This window comes from Komagataeibacter xylinus, assembly GCF_031081985.1.
Lineage (GTDB): Bacteria > Pseudomonadota > Alphaproteobacteria > Acetobacterales > Acetobacteraceae > Komagataeibacter > Komagataeibacter xylinus_E.
This window is the reverse complement of sequence record NZ_JARWSK010000004.1, coordinates 330,516-351,106: the sequence shown is the minus strand read 5'-3', so window position 1 is coordinate 351,106 and position 20,591 is coordinate 330,516. Positions and strand designations below refer to the sequence as shown.

Here is a 20,591-nt window from a genome sequence, read left to right as displayed (position 1 = left end):
TCAGTAAAACCGCCTGAATTTTACACGTTGGGAAGATGAAAGCATGAAAAATTACGCCGTCTGGTTTCTTTGCGCGTCTGTCAGCCTTCTTCCCGCAGCGGGCCTTGCGGCGGCCCGTCCTGCCACGCCGCCCGCAGCCCCCCCTGCGGCAGCCCCCGCGCCGAGCCTGCCGCCGCTGACGGAATCCGATTCCACCTTTTCTGAAAACGTGTCGGCCCTGAACGCATTCGAGATCAACATCTCCAAAATGGCCACGACGGAGGCCAAGCGGCGCAAGGTGCAGGAATTCGCTACGCGCTCGGTCAAGCTGCACACCGCCAACGAGACTGCCCTCTCCGCCATCGCCCTCAAGCACGGGCTGACCCTGCACAAGGAGATGAGCCCGGACGAGGAGGAAGTGGCAGCCCAGCTCAAAACCGAAACCGGGGCCAAATTCGAGCGCGATTACCTCGACCTTCAGGCCCAGGCCGCAAGCGATGCGCTGGCCATGTTCCAGAACGAGGCGGAATCCGCCTCCGACCCTGAACTCAAGACCTATGCCTCCACCACGGCAGACACGTTGCAGACCCTGCTCAACGATTCCCTGAAGCTGGGTGCGGCCAAGCCTTCACGCTAAAAAGCGCTGCCATTACTGATAAAAATTTTTGGATACTGCCTTTTTCAAGCAGATGGCGTTTTTTGAAGCTTTTTGAAAAAAGCTTCACCAAAAACTTTTGGTTTTTATAAGAATATTTATTGAAAATTTTTTATTACTTTCCTCATGACAGATGGATCAATCCATGAGCATTCGCATCGACCGGGTCGTGACCCGTGGCGGCGACACCGGACAGACCGCGCTGGGCAATGGCACGCGCGTTGCCAAGGACTCGGTGCGTATCGAGGCCCTTGGCGCCCTTGATGAAGCCAATGCCGTGATCGGGCTGCTGCGCGCGAGCCTGCCCGCAGGCCGGAACGCCCGTTTCATTGCCTGGCTGCAGGGGCTTCTGTTCGATATTGGCGGCGTGGTGTGCATGCCCGGCCAGCCGCCCCGCCCGCTCGCACAGGGTGCGGTGGCGGTCAGGGCCATGGAAGATGAGGTGGAGCACCTGCGCGCGCATATCCCGCCGCTGACCAGCTTTGTCCTGCCCGGCGGCACGATGGCCGCAGCCCACGCCCATCTCGCGCGCACCGTGGTGCGCCGGGCGGAACGACGGCTGGCCACGCTGGCGCGGAGCGAAGACATTGGCGCTGCCATTCCCGCCTGCATGAACCGCCTGTCCGATTACCTGTTCGTGCTGGGGCGTCACCTCAATGAGAACGGAGCTGGTGACCTGACATGGACCCCGGCCTCCCCGCCACCCACGGCAGGCTGAGGGCGCTCAGCCCGGCAGGCGGTCGAGATGCAGGCAGGCCTGCTCGGCCAGATGGGCCTGCGTGGCTTTGACATCGAGCGCCATGACCATCTCATGGTGCATGTCGGGCTCTTCCAGGGTTGCGAACTGGCTGTCGAGCATGCCAACCGGCATGAAATGCCCGGTGCGCTGGCGCAGGCGCGGGGCAATGTCTTCCTTGCTGCCCTTGAGATAGACAAAGCATACCGCATCATGGCCATTGCTGATCCGCTCGCGATAGGCCCGCCGCAGCGATGAACAGGTCACGATGCCGCACTGCCCCTGCTCGTGCCAGGCCTGGATCTCGGCGGCAATGCGGTCGAGCCAGGGGGCACGATCGGCGTCGGTCAGGGGAATGCCATTGCTCATGCGCGCGATATTGGCGGGCGGATGCAGGTCATCACCCTCAATGACAGGCCAGCCCATGCGCGCGGCCATAAGCTGGGCCACGGTGCTCTTGCCACACCCTGACACCCCCATCACCACCAGCACACGCGGGCGCGCCGCCTGCATGAGCCTGCGCGAGAGAGAAACCGCAACGGCATTTCGCCCATTGTCACACATATTGTATCCTGCCGGATATTACAGAAAAGACGTTATCGCGCCTTATCTGGCCCAACCGGCCCTCAAAACGCAAGTGACCGCCAGAATGCGGGCGCACCGATACAGTGAATTTCATTATGAAATCTATCGTCTTTTTGCTTAAAACTGAAAAAATATTGTCTATTTATATTCTTATTTCCGTTTGATTTATTTGAATTTTGTTAAAAATATTATGGCATAATAATTATGTCATCACATTATTATATTTATCTTCATACCTCTTGCACAGCTTGCCCAAAAAGCGTTATATGCTCGATCAATCACTTAAAAACAGACACCATCGGCATCCCGGTCAGAGGAATAATTTCCTAAATATGGCCCTTCCAACATCTCGCATGGTGCATTGAGTTATCGAGAGTTCTGCTGTGTCACCTTATAACGATTTTCTTTCCTTTTCGAAGGAAGAAGACCAGAGCCCCCAACGCGAAGAAGTCAATGAAACCGCCTTCCGCCAGGCGCTTGAGCGCCTTGGCAAGGGCAAGCCGCGCGGCCCCGCTGCACCCAAGGCCGCGCAGGCCAAGGCGCGCCCCGTGCGCCAGGCAGATCCCACCCAGCGCCGCCGCAAATTCGTGCAGGATGGCGATGTGCGTGTCGAACATCATTCACTGACCACCGGTCGCGCCTCGCCGCGCGTGCTGCATGCCCAGCCTGAAGACCGGGGCGAGGCGGAGCAACTGCGCCACAAGATCCAGTTCGAGCAGAAACTGCGCGAGGAGGCTGAACTCCGCCTGTCGGAAGCGCAGGCGCAGATCCACTCCCTGACCACCCGCATCGGCCATGCCGATGTCATCGCCGCCGAGCACAAGACAAAACTCGCCGAACGTGATGCCGAAATACTGAGCCTGCGCGCCGAAATCTATGCCGCACGCGAGGAGGCCGACCGCCTGCGCGAGGAAGCCAGCCGACACAAGGCACGCAACCGCGTGGCGGAAAATCGGGCCGTGCCGGTCAGCCCCCCCCAGGCCGGCAATGACGAGGCTGACCCCAATGAACCCGAACCCGTGAAATGGTGGTGACGCCAGCCGCAGGCCGCGGTGCCCATGGAACCCGATGAGCCGCCGCGCAACCCGGCAGCCCGGCAGAGACAGGTCGGCCTGATCATTGTCGCCACCTGCACCAGCATGAGCCTTGCCATTCTGGTGCTGTTGCCGCTGGTCAGCGGATTGATCAACCTGCTGCGCGACATACTTGGCGTGCTGATCCTGCCCTTCTCCTTCATGTTCGGGCTAGGGGGCGACACGCAGGAACAGTCGCCCGCGCTGCTGCGCCTGCTGTCGGATATGGGATTGCAGACCCAACTGCACCCGCTCCGCCTTGGCGGCGCTGCGGTGCTGGAACTTGTGGCGGTCTTTCTGTTTGTCATTGCCGAGCGCCTTGGCGGGCGCACCGGCTACGTGGGGGCGTGCGCTGCCTCGGCGGGGGCGATCGTGCTGTCTGGCCTGCCGCTGGCCACCCCGCTCCTGCCCGCCATCCTGACCGAAGGGGTTTTCCTGCTCAGCCCGCCCTCGCCCGATCCTGACTGAAAACAGCAAGATATCGCGCAAACCGTCCAGAAATCATAAGGACGCTTTCGGTAAAGCTTTTTTCAAGAAGCTTCAAAGAACGCCGCCTTGAAAAAAGGCGGCATCAGTGCGCCTTGATGCCCTTCAGGACAGCCCATCCACAAACCGCGCAAGGCGCGTGCAGCATTCCGCGAGAATGTCGTCGCTCGTGGCATAGGACAGCCGCAGGTAAGGCCCCTGCCCGAAGGCCGAGCCATGCACCACGGCCACATGCTGCTCGGCCAAAAGGGCTATGGCAAAATCCTCGTCCGTGTTGAGCATGCGCCCCCCAGCACTCCTGCGGCCAATACAGCCCGCAATGCCGGGATAGGCATAAAACGCCCCATGCGGCATGGCGCAGGTCAGGCCGGGAATGGCACGCAGGGTTGACACCACCATCTCGCGCCGGCGGGCATAGACCGCGCACATCTGCGCAATAATGTCGGGCGGCCCGTCAAGGGCAGCGGCGGCAGCAGCCTGGCTGATGGTGCAGATGCCCGAGGTAGCACTACCCTGTATGGCTGTCATGGCGCGGATGAGCGGCGTGGGGCCACCGACGTAACCCACCCGCCAGCCGGTCATGGCATAGGCTTTTGATACGCCGTTCAGGGTCAGGATACGGCCCTTGAGGTCCGGCGCGACGGCGGCAAGCGAGGCATGGCGCTGCCCGTCATAGAGCAGGTGCTCGTATATCTCGTCACTGAGCACATGCACATGCGGGTGGCGGCGCAGCACTTCCGCCACAGCCGCAAGATCGGCCTCCCCCATGATGCCGCCCGTGGGGTTGTTGGGGAAGTTGAGCACCAGCCATTTGGTGCGCGGCGTGATCGCGGCCTCCAGCGCTGCGGGCCTGAGGCGGAAATCATCGGCCTCATGGCAGTCGGCATAGACCGGCGTGCCGCCAAACATCTCGACAATCAGCGGGTAGCTGACCCAGTACGGGCGCGGAATGACCACTTCATCGCCCGGCTGCACGGTGGCCATGAACGCATTGAAGATGACCTGCTTGCCCCCGTTCGAGACCATGATCTCGCCCGGCGCGTAGTCCAGCGCGTTCTCGCGCGCAAATTTGCGCGCAATCGCCGCCTTGAGCGCAGGCGTGCCATCAACGGGGGGGTATTTGGTCTGCCCGTCCAGCGCCGCGCGGTGCGCCGCCTCGATCACGGCGGGCGGCGTTGCGAAGTCAGGCTCGCCCAATGCGAGCGAGAGCACTTTCTCCCCCTTCGCGCGCAGTTCACGCGCGCGCTGCGCCATGGCGATGGTGGCGGGCACGCTCAGGCGCCCCATCCACTGCGCGAACAGCGGATGGGCCAGTCCTTCATTCCTGTTCATGGCTGCCCGTTCCTTAACGCAGGGCTGCGCAGAAACGCTGGATGCGCAGGCACGCCTCCTTCAGGCTGGCCGTGTCGGTGGCGTAGGAGATGCGGAAATGCCCGGCAAACATGAACGCGCTGCCATGCACGGCGGCAACGCCTTCCTCATCAAGCAGGGCCGTGACGAAGGCTTCATCGGTATCGATCAGCGTGCCGCCCGCGCTGGTCTTGCCCAGGCAGCCGACGAGTGAGGGAAACACGTAGAACGCGCCCTCGGGCACCGGGCAATGCAGGCCCTTCGCCTCGTTGAGCATGCCCACCACGAGGTCGCGCCGCGCCTGATAGGTGCTGACCATGGTGCCGATGAAGTCCTGCGGGCCGGTCAGTGCTTCCACCGCCGCGGCCTGGCTGACCGAACCGGGGCCGGAGGTGGACTGGCCCTGCAGCTTGTTCATCGCCCGCGTCATCTGCACGGGGGCTGCGGAATAGCCAATGCGCCAGCCGGTCATGGCATAGGCCTTGGACACGCCGTTCATGGTGACGGTACGATCGCGCAGGCGGGGCTCGACCTCGACAACGGTGGGGGCGCGGAAGCCGTCATAGACCAGCTTGTTGTAGATGTCGTCGGTCAGGATCCACACATCGGGGTGGCGCAGCAGCACGTCGCACAGGCCACGCATCTCCTCGAAGGAATAGGCCGCCCCGGTGGGGTTGTTGGGCGAGTTGAGCAGCAGCCACTTGGTGCGCGGCGTGATCGCGGCCTCGAGTTCAGCGGGCTGGAGCTTGAAGCCGTTCTCCACGCTGCACGGCACGATGACGGGCGTGCCCTCGGCCAGTGCCACGATATCGGGATACGACACCCAGCACGGCGCGGGAATGATGGCCTCATCGCCCGGATTGATGGTGGCGACCATGGCGTTATAGATGATCTGCTTGCCGCCATTGGCAACGATCACTTCATCCCAGGTGTAGTCAAGCCCGCTATCGGCGCGGAAGCGTGCGGCAATGGCGCGGCGCAGGGCGGGCGTGCCCGCCACATCGGTATATTTGGTCTCGCCCGCCTCGATGGCGCGGATGGCGGCTTTCTTGATGCTGTCCGGCGTATCGAAATCCGGCTCGCCAGCGGAAAGGCTGATGATGTCCTTCCCCGCCGCCTTGAGTTCACGCGCCTTGGTTGAAATGGCAATCGTCTGGCTCGGGCTGATCCGGGCCAGCCGGGCGGCGGTAAGATCCATGGTATCAAGATCCATCAACAGTGAAAGGACACATCCGGCACGCGACCGGGGCGGCCGTAGCCTAGAGCGAACCCGTGCCCGAGGAAACAGCAGATATGTGATGCCCGCCCCCGGCTGCCTCCATCACCTGTTGCGGCGTCAGGCCCGCGGCCCGCATGGCACGGATGGAGGGCGCGCCATCGCGCTTGGCCAGCCGCCTGCCCCCGGCATCGCACAGCAGCGCATGGTGGCTGTAGCGCGGCGCAGGCCAGCCCATGATGTGCTGCAACAGACGGTGCAGCCCGGTTGCAGGCCGCAGGTCCGCCCCGCGCGTGACAAGGGTGATGCCCTGCAGCGCATCATCATGGGTGACACATAAATGATAAGAGGCGGGCACATCGCGCCGCGCCAGCACCACATCGCCAAACGCTGCCGCATTGGCGGGCTGCGGGCCTTCGCCCAGTTCATGCCATGTCAGCGTATTGGCGCCGGGCCATTGCAGGGCGCGCGCCATGTCCAGCCGCAGGGCGTGGGGGGTGCCTGCTGCAAGCCTTGCCGCCCGCAAACCCGGGTCCATGTGGCGGCAGGTGCCGGGATAGACCAGTGCGCCATCGGGCGCGTGATGGGGCGCGCCCGCGGCCTCGGCAATATCGCGCCGGGTGCAGAAACACGGGTAGAGCAGGCCGTGCGCGGCGAGATGGTCGAGCACGGCGCGATAATCGGCCATATGCGCCGACTGGCAACGCACCGGCTGCGGCCAGGACAGGCCGAGCCAGGCGAGATCGGCATACAGGTCGGCAGTGAATTGGGGGCGGCAGCGCGTGGTGTCGATATCCTCCACCCGCAGGATGAAGCGCCCGCCCGACTCCGTGGCCGCGCGCCAGGCATGCAGCACCGAGGCCACATGCCCCAGATGCAGGTGCCCCGTGGGGCTGGGCGCAAAACGGGTTATTTCAGCCATTATCAAGTCAAATCAGGGTGATGGCGAAAAATTGCACCCTCTCCCTGCCCTGCTGCGTTGATGGATCGGTTCCTGCCGCCGCCCGGACATGGGGTTGCCACGCCATGCGGGGTCTGCAATAGATTCGACAGTGACCTGACGACGACGCACATCCATAAGGCGTTCGCTTCGGAACAGAGTACGCCTGAACTTTGTGCGGCGGCATTCGGAAAGGAATGCGTCCGTGCCCTGTGACAGTCAATACCTGCCAGCCCTGGTCCTGAATGCTGATTTCAGGCCGCTCTCCTATTTCCCGCTTTCGCTATGGTCATGGCAGGATGCCATCCGCGCCGTGTGGCTCGACCGCGTATCGGTGCTGAGCGAATATGATACGGTCGTCCACTCTCCCACCCAGAGCCTGCGCCTGCCCAGCGTCATTGCGCTCAAGGACTACATCCCCACCGCCCGCAAGCCCGCCTTCACGCGGTTCAATGTGTTCCTGCGCGACAATTTCTCCTGCCAGTACTGCAACACCCGCTTCCCCACGCAGGAACTGACCTTTGACCACGTCATTCCCCGCAGCAAGGGCGGCCGCACGAGCTGGGAGAACGTGGTGACCGCCTGCAGCCCGTGCAACCTGATCAAGGGTTCCTACATGCCGCACCAGATCCGCATGTATCCCGCCCGTACGCCCGCTCGCCCCTCAAGCCGCAGGTTGCAGGAAAACGGTCGCGCCTTTCCCCCCAACTACCTGCATGAAAGCTGGCGCGACTATCTGTACTGGGATACCGAACTGGAAAGCTGAAGCCACCCCGCCCGGCCAGCGCGACGCGGGCGCAACGCACCGGGGCGGCCAGGGTTCCGTTAGCGGGCGGACACGCTATTTTGTGTAGCTGTAGCCGTATTCATCGGCCATCTTCTGCAGGTCGGGCGCGCCGCGCAGGTTGAGCGGCAGCGGCTCGGCCTTCTTCTTCTTGGAACCGAAGATGAAGTTATGGTCGCTCATGCGCTGGCAGGTATTCGCCGCGATGGGAAAGCTGAGCTGCATGGTGGTGCCCAACTGCTCGCGCAGGCATTTTACGTCACTCTCGAACGGCTTGCGCCCGATCTCGGCCGTGCAGCCACCCAGCACCACCAGCCCACATGCCAGCAGCCCGAGGCGGGCAGGCAGTTTTTCCACAATCTTCAGCTTCATTTCGACCCCGTCGCTTAAGCGCTGGCAAGACTGCCACGAAAGCGCTGCCCGCGATAGGGGACAAGAGGCCCGCGCTGGCGGTGCCGCGTGGGCAATGCATAGGTGCCCTACCGGCAATGCCGGACATGAACATAAAGCATGGCTGCCAAGAAGATATGATGACGCCAGATGGTGGTATCATCTGAATGCATAGGTGATATTACCGTGATCTTGATGACAGGCGGCCCTTATATTGCCACCCTCTGTCATTATTCTGATTTTTTTTAAATCATGCGTGATATATAAAAATTGCAAATACAGCACCGGACTGGCTGTAAATTTGTTACCAGATTGCGTATGGCTGTCGCGCGTTGTCACCGTCCCCATCGATGCCTGAGGTAAAAGAATGAGATTACTGGCCGTTCATCCAAGCTCGCTCATGTACACGAAGGTCTTCCTGCGTCTTGAACCGCTGGGGCTTGAACTGGTTGCCGGTGCCGCGCGCAACAAGGGGCATGACGTGCAGATCCTCGACCTGCAGGTCGAGAAGCACCCCGATTACTGGCAGCGCATCGAGGAATTCCGCCCGCATGCCATCTGCTTCTCGGGCAATTACCTGGCCAATGTCCCCGAGATCATCGACCTGTGCAAGGAAACGCGCAAGCGCCTGCCCAACGTGTTCCTGTTCATTGGCGGGCACTCCATCTCGTTCATCGCGCGTGACGTGCTGGCCCTGTCCGATGGCGCCATCAACTGCGTGCTCAAGGGTGAAGGTGACGCCACCGTCGGCCTGCTGCTCGAGGCATGGGAACAGGGCAAGGACCTGACCACCGTGCCCGGCGTGGTGACCATGGATGGCGAAGGCCCGCCGCCCATCTTCATCGAATCGCTGGATGAGGTGCGCCCCGCGCGCGACCTGCTGCGCCACCGCCGCAAATACTTCATCGGCACGCTCGACCCCGCCGCCTCCATCGAGTTCGCCCGTGGCTGCCCGTGGGACTGCACCTTCTGTAGCGCCTGGACCTTCTATGGCCGCTCCTACCGCACGGCCAGCGCCAAGGTGATTGGCGAGGAACTGCAGGAGATCAAGGAGCCCGGCATCTTCATCGTCGATGACGTGGCCTTCGTGCATGCCGAGCACGGCATGGCCATTGCCGACGAGATCAAGCGCCGCAACATCCAGAAGGAATACTACCTCGAGACGCGCGCCGACGTGCTGATGCGCAACAAGGAAGTGTTCGCGGTCTGGAAAGAGATCGGACTAAGCTACATCTTCATCGGGCTTGAGGCGGTGGATGCCGAAGGGCTGAAGCGCTTCCGCAAGCGCGTGTCGATGGATCGCAACTTCGAGGCGCTGGAATATGCCCGCTCGCTCGACCTGATCGTGGCCATCAACCTGATTGCTGACCCGTCATGGGACCGCGAGCGCTTCGAGGTCATCCGCCAGTGGTGCCTCGAGATCCCCGATATCGTGAACATCTCGGTCACGACCCCCTACCCCGGCACCGAAATCTGGGAGAGCGAGTCCCGCAAGCTGACCACGCGCGACTACCGCCTGTTCGACATCCAGCACGCGGTCATGCCCACCACCCTGCCGCTGCGCGAGTTCTATGAGGAACTGGTCAAGACCCAGCAGATCCTCAACAACAAGCACCTGGGCTGGAGCGCCATCAAGGACACGCTGGGCATCGCCCTGCGCCTGGCCCTGCGCGGGCAGACCAACTTCCTGACCATGATCTGGAAGTTCAACTCGGTCTTCAACCCCGACCTGCAGATGGCCGACCACGCGCAGAAGCCGGAATATGAAATGCCGGTCAAGCCGCAGGGCTCCGACCAGAAGGTGGACCGCAAGACGCTGTACGTGCATGGCCCCGCTGGCCGCAAGTCGCGCAAGATCGATGACGATACCGAAAAGTTCGTTGATGAAACCCGCATGAGCACGGTTGACTGACGCCCGCAGCGTCAATCATTACCGCCATGTAAGGGCCGGTTGCGCAAGCACCGGCCCTTTTTGTATGGGTCCCTCCGCACGTTCTTCAGGTAACACCTTCAAAAACGCCGCCTTTTTAAAAAAAAGAGCGCAGCTAAAAATTTTTATCTTTTTTTATCAATGCACTATTTTTAAACAGCCACATGCAAGCCGTGCGTGATACGGGCAGTTTTCCATTCCATCACGCCACATGAACACGCTAGGATCGCAATAGCCTCTGTACGGATAGGGAATAAACAGAGCACCATTTTCATTATGAGCGATAACTGACAGGGCAAAATAAGAAAAGTTTTGGGGTGTCGCCTTGTTTCAAGAAGGCGGTGTTCTGCGAAGCTTTTTGAAAAAAGCTTCACCAAAAACTTTTATCGGCTTCCATTTTCGCGATGCCCCGATGGATCCCATAATGAATGAGGATGCCTTTATCAGGCCTGCGGCAATACGGTGTGCATCCCATGCCATGGGGGAAGCACTGCGGAAGAGGTGATGGCGCGGCCCCCTTTTCCGTTGTAATGATTCGACCGACCAACCCAACGCAGCCACTGCGGGCATGCGACAGCAGAAGGTAGCCAGATCATGGAAAAACTGACACTGAACATACAGGGCATGACCTGCGATGGCTGCGCCGCCAAGGTGAAGCGCGCGCTCGAAGGGGTGGATGGCGTATCGATGGTTGAAGTCTCGCTTGAACAGGGCAAGGCCTTCGTTACCTATGATACCCGTTTCACCAACCTTGAAGAGCTGTACGCCGCCGTGGACGACGCAGGATTTGATGCAGGTTACTGAACGCCAGAACAGTCCACGCGCCGCCTTTTTCCCTCGTAAAGGCGGCGATTTTCAAAGCGTTTCCTGTTTTCAGGCAGGCATGGCGGCAGCCGCCTTGCGAATGGCCTGCGCCATGGCCTCCACCCCGTTGCCGCGATTGGTGGAGAGCGCCTGCACCAGGCCCAGATCACGCAGGAAGGCCGGGTCGGTATCGAGTATCTCCTGCCGACTGCGGCCGGAATAGACCCGCAGCAGCAGCGCCACCAGCCCCGACACGATGGCCGCATCCGATGCGCCAGCAAGATAGAGCGCACCATCGCGCGGCTGCACCTCCATCCAGACCTGGCTCTGGCAGCCCGGCACACGATGGGCGTCATCCTGCCACTCAGGCGGAAAAGGCGGCAGCTTGCGCCCGAGTTCGATGATGTACTGGTAGCGCTGCATCCAGTCATCAAACAGGGCCAGTTCCTCGCCAATCTCGGCAATGGCGTCAGCGGCGGTATCGTCCTCGGGCTTTACAAACGGGTCGGTCATCATCTTTCCAGCATTGGTGGCCATCAAATCGGTCAGAATGCAAAAGGCCGCGCCCTGCGGCACGGCCCCCTGCGGATCGGGTCATGCCCTACAGGATAAAGCGGCTCAGATCACCCTTGCGGGCAAGGGGGGCCACCTTGGCCTGCACGTCGGCGGCCTCGATCATCACAGCCTCGCCCTTGCGGTCAGCAGCGGTGAAGGACACATCCTCGAGCAGGCGCTCGAGCACGGTGGCCAGACGGCGCGCGCCGATATTCTCGACCCGTTCGTTGATGTCGGCTGCAAGTTCCGCCAGCGCGTCAATCGCCCCGTCGCTGAACGACAGTTTCACATCCTCCGTGCCCAGCAGGGCAACATACTGCTTGAGCAGCGAATGCTCCGGCTCGGTCAGGATGCGGCGCAGGTCCTCGCGCGTGAGCGAGGCCAGCTCCACCCGGATGGGCAACCGCCCCTGCAGCTCGGGCAACAGGTCGGACGGCTTGGCGATATGGAACGCGCCCGATGCAATGAACAGGATATGATCGGTGCGCACCGGGCCGTATTTGGTCGAGACGGTGGTGCCCTCGATCAGCGGCAGCAGGTCGCGCTGCACGCCCTCGCGCGACACATCGCCGCCACGCGCGCCCCCTTCGGCGGCACGGGCGCAGACCTTGTCGATTTCGTCGAGGAAGACGATGCCGTGATCCTGCGCGTGGGTCACGGCCTCACGCGTCAGGGCCTCGGTATCGAGCATCCGGTCCGCTTCCTGCCGGATCAGGGCAGCACGGGCGGCAGCCACCGTCATGCGCTTTTGCTGCGGCACGCGGTTCATGAAGCCCTTCATCATGTCCGAGAAGTTGATGACGGTGCCCGGCGTCATGTTCGGCATGTCGGACTGGGTCGGGTTGCCGCCCTCGGCAATCGATATCTCGACTTCCTTTTGCTCAAGCTCGCCTGCGCGCAGCATGCGGCGGAACTTGTTGCGAGTCTCGGCCGAAGCCCCCTCGCCCACCAGCGCATCGAGCAGGAGCTTCTCGGCGGCTTCCCCCGCATTGGCCTCGACATCCCTGCGCCGCAGGTCGCGCAGCATGTTGATCGAGACCTCGACCAGGTCGCGCACGATGCTCTCCACATCGCGGCCTACATAGCCGACCTCGGTAAACTTGGTGGCCTCGACCTTCAGGAACGGGGCCTGCGCCAGTTTGGCGAGGCGGCGGGCGATCTCGGTCTTGCCGCAGCCGGTCGGCCCGATCATCAGGATGTTCTTGGGCACGACCTCTTCACGCATCGCATCGGGCAATTGTGCGCGACGCCAACGGTTGCGCAGCGCAATGGCCACGGCGCGCTTGGCATCGCCCTGCCCGATAATGAAGCGGTCGAGTTCGGAGACGATCTCACGCGGGGTATGATTGGGTATTTCCATGATCAGGCTGCCCCTTCATGCGCATCCGCGCCCAGTGTCTCCACAATGACGCAGTGGTTGGTATAGACACAGATGTCACCGGCAATCTTCATCGACCGGCGGGCAATGTCCTCCGCCCCCAGCCCGTCAATGCCCAGCAGGGCGCGCGCGGCCGAGAGCGCGTAATTGCCACCCGAGCCAATGGCGATGATGCCATCCTCGGGTTCGAGCACATCACCATTGCCGGTCAGCGTGAAGGAGCGCTCGGCATCGGCCACGGCCATCATGGCCTCGAGCCGACGCAGGTAGCGGTCGGTGCGCCAGTCCTTGGCCAGTTCCACGCAGGCGCGCTCAAGCTGGTTGGGGTAGCGCTCGAGCTTGTTTTCCAGCCGCTCCAGCAGGGTGAAGGCATCCGCCGTCGCCCCCGCGAAACCTGCCAGGATCTGCCCCGTCGGCCCGATGCGGCGCACCTTGCGGGCATTGCCCTTGATCACGGTAGCCCCCAGCGTCACCTGCCCGTCGCCCGCCATGGCAACATGGCCACCACGGCGCACACACAGAATGGTCGTACCATGCCACCCGACCGGGTCATGGGATGTGGAATGATGATCTTGCATGATGTTACAGATAAAACCTTCCTGCGCCAGCACAAGGGGCAACGCGCCCACCGCTGGGCACGCGCCGCATTTCAGTCAGGCGGGCGCTGCATGATCCGGTCGATATGGGCGGCAAGGTCCGCCTGCGTGAAAGGCTTGTGCATGACATTGGCGCTGCCCGCGGGCAATGCGCCCGCGCTGGCATAGCCGGTCAGGTACAGCACGCGCAGCCCGGGCCGCAGGGCCTGGAGGTGGTGCACTGTCTCGAGCCCGCCCATGCCGGGCATCATCACATCCATGATCACGAGGTCGATCGGGCCGAGCCCGGCCTTCATCGCCTCCACCGCCGCCGTGCCGGAGGAATATTCAAGCACATCATGCCCCCGCGCGCGCAGGAAGCCTGCCGTGACCGCACGCACGCCCGGCTCGTCATCCACCACCATCACATGCAGCGCGCGGCAGCTTTCCTCGCCCTGCCGGGGGCTGGCCGTGGGCAGGGGCTGGCCCTGCGCCCTGATGCCCCCCTGCACCGGCAGGCACAGGTCCACGCGCGTGCCCTCGCCCGGCTGGCTACGCACCTGCACCTCGCCGCCCACATGGCGGATGAACCCGTAGATCATGGACAGGCCCAGCCCCGTGCCACGCCCCACATCCTTGGTGGTAAAGAACGGCTCGAACACGCGCGCCAGCGTGTCGGGCGACATGCCCACCCCCTGATCGGTCACTGAAACCATGACGTAATTACCGGGCACGAGGTTGGTGCCCGCCACGATCTCCTTAACCTGCTTGAGCGCGGTCGAGACCACGATCATGCCGCCGCCGGGCATGGCATCGACCGCGTTGATGCACAAATTGAGCACGGCAAGTTCAAGCTGGCCCGCATCGGTGCATACGGGCGGCAGCACCCCGTCGGAGGCAGCCGTATCAACCACGATGGAACAGGGCTGCCCGTTTGCCCCCTTGCCCTGGCGCGAGACCACGGTCTGGGCCAGCAGGTCCTTCATGCCGTGCAACAGGGCGTTCACATCCACCGGCTCGAGGCTCAGGTCGCGCGGGCGGCTGAAATTGAGCAGCCTGCGCGTGAGTGATGCGCCACGCTGGGCGGCGGCGGCGGCGTTATCGAGCAGGCGGGCCATCGGCCCTTCCTCCGGCCCCATGTCGCGCACGAGTTCGAGCGACCCGAGCACGGCGGTAAGCAGGTTGTTGAAGTCATGCGCAATGCCGCCCGCCAGCGTGCCAAGCGCCTGCATCTTTTCCGCCTGGCGCAGGCGGGCCGCCATTTCCTGCTGGGGGGTGATGTCGCGGTTGATCACGACCGACCCCGCCGAACCATCGCCAAGTGCCCCAAGCACCACGCGCGTGATCTCGCGCCACCGCCCCTGTGCCGCACCCCTTATGTGGGCGGGCAGTTCCAGCATTTCCTCATCCCGCCCCTCCGCCCGCAGGCGCGCGCTGGCCGCACGGATGATGGGCAGGAGGTCGGCATCGCACAGTTCCTCCTCCGTATGGCCAAGGCAGGCATTGATGTCGCGGCCATAGAAATCGGCGGCCTGCTGGTTGATGCGGATGAAGCGCCCCTGCGCATCCTTGAAGCCAAGGCCCGAGCGCAGGTTGTCGAGCAGCCCGTGCAGCAGCATGCGCTCGGTGCGCAGTTCACGCTCAAGGCGGTGGTAATCCGCCGCCTGCACGATCATGGCGCGCAGGGCGTCGGGGTCCCACGGCTTGTGGGAATAGAACGAGATGCGCCCTTGGTTGAGCGCTGCCGCCACCGCGCCAATATCGGCATAGCCGGTGAGCAGGATGGCCTGTGCATCGCTATGGGCGCGGGCGCGGGCCAGCATCACGTCGCCCCCCATCTCGGGCATGCGCTGGTCGGACACGATCACGTCCACGTCGTTGCGGGTGGAGAGAATCTCCAGCGCCTCGGTGGGCGATGTGGTGGACAGGACGGTAAACGTGTCTTCCAGCAGGTCGGTCAGGGCAACGAGGATCTCCGCCTCGTCATCCACCAACAGCACAACGGGGCGGGCCTGCGTGGCAGGATCTGTATTGATGGGCATGGTCTCTCCCTGCACGCGGGTTAAAGGCATGGCTAGTTCATGCGCTCGGACGGTGTGGCGGCGGGCAGTGCCGGGCCTTCACCCCCCCTGCCCCGGGTGCCACGGTATGGAAATGGTGAAGCGCGCCCCACCCTGTGGCGCCCGCCCCACCGACAGGCTGCCGTGATGCGCCTGCACCACGCTGTAGGCAATGGCCAGCCCCAGCCCCGTGCCCGCCCCCACCGGCTTGGTGGTGAAGAACGGCTCGAAAATACGCTCCTGCACATCGGGTGCGATGCCGGGGCCGCTATCGGTAATGACAAAGACGTAACTGTCAGGCCCGCTGTCATTATGGGCGAGATAGGTGTGGATGCCGATCTCGCCCACCGCTATGCCGCCCTGACCAGACATATCATCATGCTGGGCGGCAAGAATTGCATCCGCCGCATTGCTGATGATATTCATGATGACCTGATTGAGCAGCGCCGCCTGGCAGTACAGCCGGTCAGGGGCCTCATATTGCCTTTTGACCGCAATGCCGCTGCCCAGCTTCTGGGTCAGCAGCGCCATGACCGTTTCCAGCGCCTCGGGCACGTCGATAAGCTGGAACAGCCCTTCATCAAGTCGCGAGAATTTGCGCAGGTTCAGCACAAGGTTCTGGATGCGCCGCAAGCCCATGTTCATCGACCCCACCCGGTCGCGGCACTTGGCCAGGATCGCGCCCCGCTGGTCGTGATCGGCATCGGTGGTGGCATCTTCCATCGCTGCAAGCCGGTCCAGCCCGCGCGCCACCGTGTCCTTGTGCGCCAGAATGAAGGCCAGCGGGTTGTTGATCTCGTGCGCGATGCCCGCCACGAGCTCACCCAGCGAGGCCATCTTGGCGGTCTGCACCAGCTTGCCCTGGGTTTCGATCAGCTTGCGGTTGGCATCGGCCAGTTCGCGGTTGGCCTGCTCCAGCGCCTCGGCCAGCGAGGCTTTCGATGCAATGGCCGCCGCCTCCGCGCGCGCGCTCTTGACCGCGATCTCACGCGCCTGCCGCTCCACCTCGATGCGGCGCACGTCATCCTGCAACAGCTTGCGGCGCACCAGCACGCGAATGCGCAGCGCCAGCGCCGCAGGCCCCACATCGCGCGAGACCAGATCATCAATCCCCGCCTCGAACACGCGGGCCGAGAACTCCTTGGCATCGGGCCGGGGGGCGCCATCCACGCCAAGTATGCGCGGCGGCACGTTGCCCGAGAGCAGGTCCTCCTGCCGCCATTCATCAAGCTTGCGGCACACTTCCAGCCCGTCGAACTCCCGGCATGCAAGGTCGATCACCACGCAGTCGGGCATGTGCTCGGGGTCATGCAAAAGGGCGGGCACGAGGCGGGAGGGGTCATGCCACAGGGTCACGATATGCCCGTCGCGCCGCAACTGGTCGAGCAGTTCGGGCACGGCGCGTTTGTGTTCGGGCTCGGGGGCGATGACCATGATGCGCGCGCGGCGGAACACGCGCTGTGGCAGAAGCGAGGGCGCATGCGCCGCATGCTCGCGCAACAGGGCGCGGATGCGGAAGACGATCAGCGCCGGGTCGGAGGATTTGGGAATATAGGCATCCGCCCCGCTTTCCAGCCCCTCGCGCTCCAGCCCCGGCTCGATCCCCTCGGTCAGGATCAGCACGGGTATGGTGCGCGTGACCGCGTTCATGCGCAACTGGCGGGCCAACTGGCCGCCATTCATGCCCGGCAGGTGATAATCGGCGATCACCAGCCCCGGCAGGCGCACATCGAGCGTATCGAGCGCCTCTTCCCCGCTAGCCACGCGATGGACGTGAAAGCCGTGGCTTTCCAGCATGCGGCGGATGCGCAGGGCCTGCGTGTCGGAATCTTCCACCAGCAGCAGGGTGTCGGCAATGTCTTCGCGATCGGTCAGCACCATGAGGTCGTCTTATCCAGCCAGGGGGTCTTGTGAGGGAACCGGACCGCCTGCCATGGCCCGGAGGATATGGGGGGCGATCTCATGCACCGGCAGGCTGATGCACGCGGCCCCCGCGCGCTCGGCCGCACCGGGCATGCCGTGAATGACAGCGGTGCTGCGGTCCTCCACCACCGTATAGCCACCGCGCGCGCGGATGCGGCCAAGCCCCTCCACGCCGTCCTCGCCCATGCCGGTCAGCAGCACGCCAAGCCCGTCGGCGCCAAAAACCCGCGCCACGGAGGAAAACAGTACGTCAGCCGAAGGCCGCTGCCCCTGCACGGGCGGTGCGTCATCCAGCAGCACCTCGCCGCGCGGGCCGACCGTCATGTGCCGGTCGCCCGGTGCCACGAGCACCTGCCCGCGCGCGATGGGCATGCCATGCTGCGCCAGCCTGACCGGCAGCGGCACCTGCTGGTCCAGCCACTGGGCAAAGCCTTCCATGAAGCTCTGGCCCATATGCTGCACCAGCACCACGGGCAGCGCAAAATCGGGCGGCAGGTCGCCCAGCACGCGGGCAAAGGCGGTCGGCCCCCCGGTGGAGGCGGCCATGGCCAGGATGCGGGGGTGAATGGCCAGCGGGCGCGACCACATGCCCTTATGGCGAAAGGGTTCCGCCTGCATGAGCCTGCGCCGGATGACCGGCACCTGACTCATGATGTAAAGCTGGGTGGCAATGCCCTGGGCCACGGCGGCACCCGCGCTGCCCGTAAGGCCCTGCGGCTTCTCGATGACCGACAGCGCCCCCGAGCGCAGCGCATTCATCGAGACATGCGCGGCCCCGCCCCCCGGCCTGTCGCTTACGATCACGATGGGGGTAGGAAAATGCGCCATGATCTGCCGCGTGGCCTCAAGCCCGTCCATGCCCGGCAGGCAGATATCCATCGAGATCACATCCGGCCGCAGGCGTGGCACGAGGCGCAGGGCCTCCTCTGCCGTTTCAACGGCCTCGGCCAGTTCAAGGCGCGGGTCATCGGCCACCACGCGCATGAGCAGGTGGCGCAATACCGCCGAATCCTCCACGATCAGCACGCGCCTTGGCGGCTGGTCGGGCTGGGGCGTGGCTGCGTTCACAAAAGTCCCCTTATGGTGTCGATCAGTTCGCCCTGATCGAAACGCTGCTTGGTCAGGTAGGCCCGTGCACCCCCTTCCATGCCGCGACGGATATCCTCGCCATCATTGCGCGAGGTCATGAGCACGACGGGAATATGGGCAAGATGCGCATCCCCCTGCATGGCCGCGAGCAGTGCCAGGCCATCCATGCGCGGCATTTCCACATCCGTCACCACCACATCCACATGCCGCGAGGATTGCTGGAGCATGGCCAGCGCCTCCTCCCCATCCACCGCAAGGCACACGTCATAACCGTGGGACTGGAGGATCGTTTTCTGCAATGTCCGGGTCGTGATCGAATCATCAACCACCATCACCAGCGGCGCATGGCGCACGGGCACCACGGGGGCGGCGCTGTCCACATCGCTGAAATGCGCGCCCCCGCCATTGCCGCGCTCGCGCCAGCGCGCAAACAGCCGGTCGGGGCTGAGCACGAACACCGGCTGGTCCTCGCGCGGCCAGGCAATGCCGGGCACGAGTTCGCTGTCCAGCCCCACGGCGGTCGCGTCCGACACCAGCAGCGTGCGCACATCGAGCATGCGCTCGACGGCAAAGCCGCAGCGCACGCCATCAACCTCCATCACCACCACGCTCACCGCGCCATCGCGCACCGGCAGGGGCGCGTTTTCATCGCCCACGAAGGCACGCAGCGGGGCAAGCGGCACCCGTTCCTCCTCGCGCGGTTCGCTGGCCGTACCCGCACCAACGGGCGGATGGGACACCACGGCAAACGGCACGCCGCCCACCAGGCGGATCTCGTCACGCCGCACGCGCAGCAGGTGGCGGATCACCCGGCCCGGCAGGCCGAGGGACTGGCCCGCATTTTCAACCAGCAGCACGGTGCGCTGGCGCTGCGACACCGGCACGGTCAGGATGACGGTGGTGCCTGCGGGGTGGCGCTGCTCCATGCGCACGCTGCCGTGCAGCGCGCGCGCTGCCTCCGCCACGACGGAAAGCCCCACCCCGCGCCCGGCCAGGCTGTCGGCCTTGCCCCGGGTGGAAAAACCCGGCTCGAACACGCGCGCAAGCAACTGCCGCGCATCAAGCGGGGCCTCGGCATGGACCAGCCCCTGCCCTGCCGCGCGGGCGGCGATGGCGCGCAGGTCGGGGCCGCGCCCGTCATCACTCACCGCCACCTGCAGCCGCACCCCGGTCATGGTCACGGCAATGGTGATGTTGAGGTCTTCGGACTTGCCCGCCGCCAGCCGCTCGGCACGGGTTTCATGCCCGTGCACGATGGCGTTGCGCACGAGGTGGATGACCGGGTCGCGCAATGCCTGCATCACGCGGCGCTCGGTCTGCACGTCCATGCCGGTCATGTGCACCTCGACGCCCGCCTCCGGCCCGCCATGCTCGCGCGCGATGCGCCTTGCCATGGCGGCGAGCGAGCCGAACACGCTCTCGGCTGGCACGAGGGTCACGGCATGCACTTCCTCGCCCAGGCGCAGCAGGGCGCGGTCGATCTGGCCCGCCATGAGCTCGCGCTCGCGCCCCACGCCCATCAGCCGACGGGTCATGCGCGCGAATTCGGCCACCGGGTCGGCGCGCATGCGCTCGGGCGCGTGCATGACGGCCCGCGCATCGCCCAGCAGGTCCATCACCTGCGCCCACAGCCGCTCATGCCGGTCGGCCACGGCCATGAGGTCATGCACGGCGGCGGCCAGCGCATCGAGCCGGGCTACGGGCACCTGCACATAGGCCGGGTTTTCCGCCTGCGTTGCCGCCTCATCGGGTGCGGCAGGCGCATCCGGGGGCGTTGCGGTCATGAGCAGATCGATCTCGTCGAGCGTATCGGTAATGGCGGCAAGATCGGCCTCATCGGGCAGCGCCCGGGCCGAAAGCAGGGATGAGAGGCGGTTCTCGAGCGCATGGGCCACGCCCTCGACCACCGGCAGTTCCACCGCGCGCGCAGCCCCTTTGAGCGAATGGACACGGCGGAAGATTTCCGCAAGCGCCTGCGCGTCCGGGCAGCCCGCCGCCACGATGGCGCGGATGGAGCGCAGATGGTCGCGGTATTCGGCATCGAACACCGCCAGCAATTCGTCCCTCAGATTATCCACGGGCC

The 20,591-nt window shown here is 64.0% G+C and carries 19 protein-coding genes; 7 read left to right on the top strand and 12 right to left on the bottom strand.

The genetic code is table 11. The features are described 5' to 3' along the window. Positions 1-43: 43 nt before the first annotated feature. Positions 44-616 carry a DUF4142 domain-containing protein gene (locus QEG70_RS09815; protein WP_308720488.1) on the top strand — a complete coding sequence of 191 codons (573 nt, stop codon included), beginning with the start codon at positions 44-46 and terminating at the stop codon, positions 614-616. Positions 617-779: 163 nt separating this feature from the next. Next, positions 780-1,352, top strand: coding sequence for a cob(I)yrinic acid a,c-diamide adenosyltransferase (locus QEG70_RS09810; protein WP_308720487.1), 573 nt, complete (start codon positions 780-782; stop codon positions 1,350-1,352). 6 nt (positions 1,353-1,358) lie between these two features. Here QEG70_RS09810 and QEG70_RS09805 read toward each other — a convergent pair whose 3' ends face one another. Next, a complete protein-coding gene (locus QEG70_RS09805) occupies positions 1,359-1,934 on the bottom strand; it encodes a gluconokinase (RefSeq protein WP_308720486.1) in 576 nt (191 codons plus the stop codon). A gap of 404 nt (positions 1,935-2,338) precedes the next feature. Here QEG70_RS09805 and QEG70_RS09800 point away from each other — a divergent pair, with 404 nt between their 5' ends. Both QEG70_RS09800 and QEG70_RS09795 read left to right on the top strand, forming a co-directional pair. Continuing rightward, positions 2,339-2,989 (top strand): hypothetical protein, encoded by a 651-nt coding sequence (locus QEG70_RS09800; protein WP_308720485.1) that lies wholly within the window; start codon positions 2,339-2,341, stop codon positions 2,987-2,989. Positions 2,990-3,013: 24 nt separating this feature from the next. Continuing rightward, on the top strand, positions 3,014-3,496 hold the full coding sequence (locus tag QEG70_RS09795) for a hypothetical protein (RefSeq protein WP_308720484.1): 483 nt from the start codon (positions 3,014-3,016) through the stop codon (positions 3,494-3,496). Between the two features lie 123 nt (positions 3,497-3,619). Here the strand turns inward: QEG70_RS09795 and QEG70_RS09790 are convergent, their stop codons facing one another. From QEG70_RS09790 to gluQRS, 3 genes are all read right to left on the bottom strand, one after another. Further along, complete coding sequence (locus QEG70_RS09790) at positions 3,620-4,846, bottom strand: pyridoxal phosphate-dependent aminotransferase (protein WP_374762582.1); 1,227 nt, start codon at positions 4,844-4,846, stop codon at positions 3,620-3,622. A gap of 13 nt (positions 4,847-4,859) precedes the next feature. Continuing rightward, entirely contained in the window at positions 4,860-6,062 is a 1,203-nt protein-coding gene (locus QEG70_RS09785) for a pyridoxal phosphate-dependent aminotransferase (RefSeq protein WP_308720483.1), read from the bottom strand. A 61-nt stretch (positions 6,063-6,123) separates the two neighbouring features. Beyond that, positions 6,124-7,002, bottom strand: a complete 879-nt coding sequence (gene gluQRS, locus QEG70_RS09780; RefSeq protein ID WP_308720482.1) for a tRNA glutamyl-Q(34) synthetase GluQRS — start codon at positions 7,000-7,002, stop codon at positions 6,124-6,126. Between the two features lie 223 nt (positions 7,003-7,225). Here gluQRS and QEG70_RS09775 point away from each other — a divergent pair, with 223 nt between their 5' ends. Next, on the top strand, positions 7,226-7,786 hold the full coding sequence (locus QEG70_RS09775) for an HNH endonuclease (RefSeq protein ID WP_172158517.1): 561 nt from the start codon (positions 7,226-7,228) through the stop codon (positions 7,784-7,786). Positions 7,787-7,861: 75 nt separating this feature from the next. Here the strand turns inward: QEG70_RS09775 and QEG70_RS09770 are convergent, their stop codons facing one another. Then, complete coding sequence (locus QEG70_RS09770) at positions 7,862-8,176, bottom strand: hypothetical protein (protein ID WP_308720481.1); 315 nt, start codon at positions 8,174-8,176, stop codon at positions 7,862-7,864. A gap of 385 nt (positions 8,177-8,561) precedes the next feature. On the opposite strand from QEG70_RS09770, the gene hpnR reads away from it, so the two are divergent. Further along, complete coding sequence (gene hpnR, locus QEG70_RS09765; RefSeq protein WP_308720480.1) at positions 8,562-10,106, top strand: hopanoid C-3 methylase HpnR; 1,545 nt, start codon at positions 8,562-8,564, stop codon at positions 10,104-10,106. Between the two features lie 612 nt (positions 10,107-10,718). Then, positions 10,719-10,928: a heavy-metal-associated domain-containing protein gene (locus QEG70_RS09760; protein WP_308720479.1), complete on the top strand. Its 210-nt coding sequence runs from the start codon at positions 10,719-10,721 to the stop codon at positions 10,926-10,928. A gap of 69 nt (positions 10,929-10,997) precedes the next feature. Here QEG70_RS09760 and QEG70_RS09755 read toward each other — a convergent pair whose 3' ends face one another. The 7 genes from QEG70_RS09755 to QEG70_RS09725 form a co-directional block, all read right to left on the bottom strand. After that, complete coding sequence (locus tag QEG70_RS09755; RefSeq protein ID WP_308720478.1) at positions 10,998-11,444, bottom strand: SufE family protein; 447 nt, start codon at positions 11,442-11,444, stop codon at positions 10,998-11,000. Positions 11,445-11,529: 85 nt separating this feature from the next. Then, a complete protein-coding gene (hslU, locus tag QEG70_RS09750; RefSeq protein WP_308720477.1) occupies positions 11,530-12,843 on the bottom strand; it encodes an ATP-dependent protease ATPase subunit HslU in 1,314 nt (437 codons plus the stop codon). Positions 12,844-12,845: 2 nt separating this feature from the next. Next, the gene (gene hslV, locus QEG70_RS09745) at positions 12,846-13,439 is read right to left on the bottom strand and encodes an ATP-dependent protease subunit HslV (protein ID WP_308720476.1); all 594 of its coding nucleotides are present in this window, start codon (positions 13,437-13,439) and stop codon (positions 12,846-12,848) included. Between the two features lie 71 nt (positions 13,440-13,510). Then, complete coding sequence (locus tag QEG70_RS09740; RefSeq protein WP_308720588.1) at positions 13,511-15,472, bottom strand: response regulator; 1,962 nt, start codon at positions 15,470-15,472, stop codon at positions 13,511-13,513. An 84-nt stretch (positions 15,473-15,556) separates the two neighbouring features. After that, on the bottom strand, positions 15,557-17,377 hold the full coding sequence (locus tag QEG70_RS09735) for a response regulator (protein ID WP_308720475.1): 1,821 nt from the start codon (positions 17,375-17,377) through the stop codon (positions 15,557-15,559). A gap of 9 nt (positions 17,378-17,386) precedes the next feature. Continuing rightward, on the bottom strand, positions 17,387-18,487 hold the full coding sequence (gene cheB, locus QEG70_RS09730; protein WP_308720474.1) for a chemotaxis-specific protein-glutamate methyltransferase CheB: 1,101 nt from the start codon (positions 18,485-18,487) through the stop codon (positions 17,387-17,389). Beyond that, positions 18,484-20,586 (bottom strand): hybrid sensor histidine kinase/response regulator, encoded by a 2,103-nt coding sequence (locus QEG70_RS09725; protein WP_308720473.1) that lies wholly within the window; start codon positions 20,584-20,586, stop codon positions 18,484-18,486. The genes cheB and QEG70_RS09725 overlap by 4 nt, the downstream gene beginning before the upstream one ends. Positions 20,587-20,591 lie beyond the last annotated feature (5 nt).

Excerpts from the sequence above, each read along its gene's own strand:
- QEG70_RS09815 (WP_308720488.1), top strand. The coding sequence starts at position 44 with ATGAAAAATTACGCCGTCTGGTTTCTTTGCGCGTCTGTCAGCCTTCTT.
- QEG70_RS09810 (WP_308720487.1), top strand. The coding sequence starts at position 780 with ATGAGCATTCGCATCGACCGGGTCGTGACCCGTGGCGGCGACACCGGA.
- QEG70_RS09805 (WP_308720486.1), bottom strand. The coding sequence starts at position 1,934 with ATGTGTGACAATGGGCGAAATGCCGTTGCGGTTTCTCTCTCGCGCAGG.
- QEG70_RS09795 (WP_308720484.1), top strand. The coding sequence starts at position 3,014 with ATGGAACCCGATGAGCCGCCGCGCAACCCGGCAGCCCGGCAGAGACAG.
- QEG70_RS09790 (WP_374762582.1), bottom strand. The coding sequence starts at position 4,846 with ATGAACAGGAATGAAGGACTGGCCCATCCGCTGTTCGCGCAGTGGATG.
- QEG70_RS09785 (WP_308720483.1), bottom strand. The coding sequence starts at position 6,062 with ATGGATCTTACCGCCGCCCGGCTGGCCCGGATCAGCCCGAGCCAGACG.
- gluQRS (WP_308720482.1), bottom strand. The coding sequence starts at position 7,002 with ATGGCTGAAATAACCCGTTTTGCGCCCAGCCCCACGGGGCACCTGCAT.
- QEG70_RS09770 (WP_308720481.1), bottom strand. The coding sequence starts at position 8,176 with ATGAAGCTGAAGATTGTGGAAAAACTGCCTGCCCGCCTCGGGCTGCTG.
- hpnR (WP_308720480.1), top strand. The coding sequence starts at position 8,562 with ATGAGATTACTGGCCGTTCATCCAAGCTCGCTCATGTACACGAAGGTC.
- QEG70_RS09760 (WP_308720479.1), top strand. The coding sequence starts at position 10,719 with ATGGAAAAACTGACACTGAACATACAGGGCATGACCTGCGATGGCTGC.
- QEG70_RS09755 (WP_308720478.1), bottom strand. The coding sequence starts at position 11,444 with ATGATGACCGACCCGTTTGTAAAGCCCGAGGACGATACCGCCGCTGAC.
- hslU (WP_308720477.1), bottom strand. The coding sequence starts at position 12,843 with ATGGAAATACCCAATCATACCCCGCGTGAGATCGTCTCCGAACTCGAC.
- hslV (WP_308720476.1), bottom strand. The coding sequence starts at position 13,439 with ATGCAAGATCATCATTCCACATCCCATGACCCGGTCGGGTGGCATGGT.
- QEG70_RS09735 (WP_308720475.1), bottom strand. The coding sequence starts at position 17,377 with ATGGTGCTGACCGATCGCGAAGACATTGCCGACACCCTGCTGCTGGTG.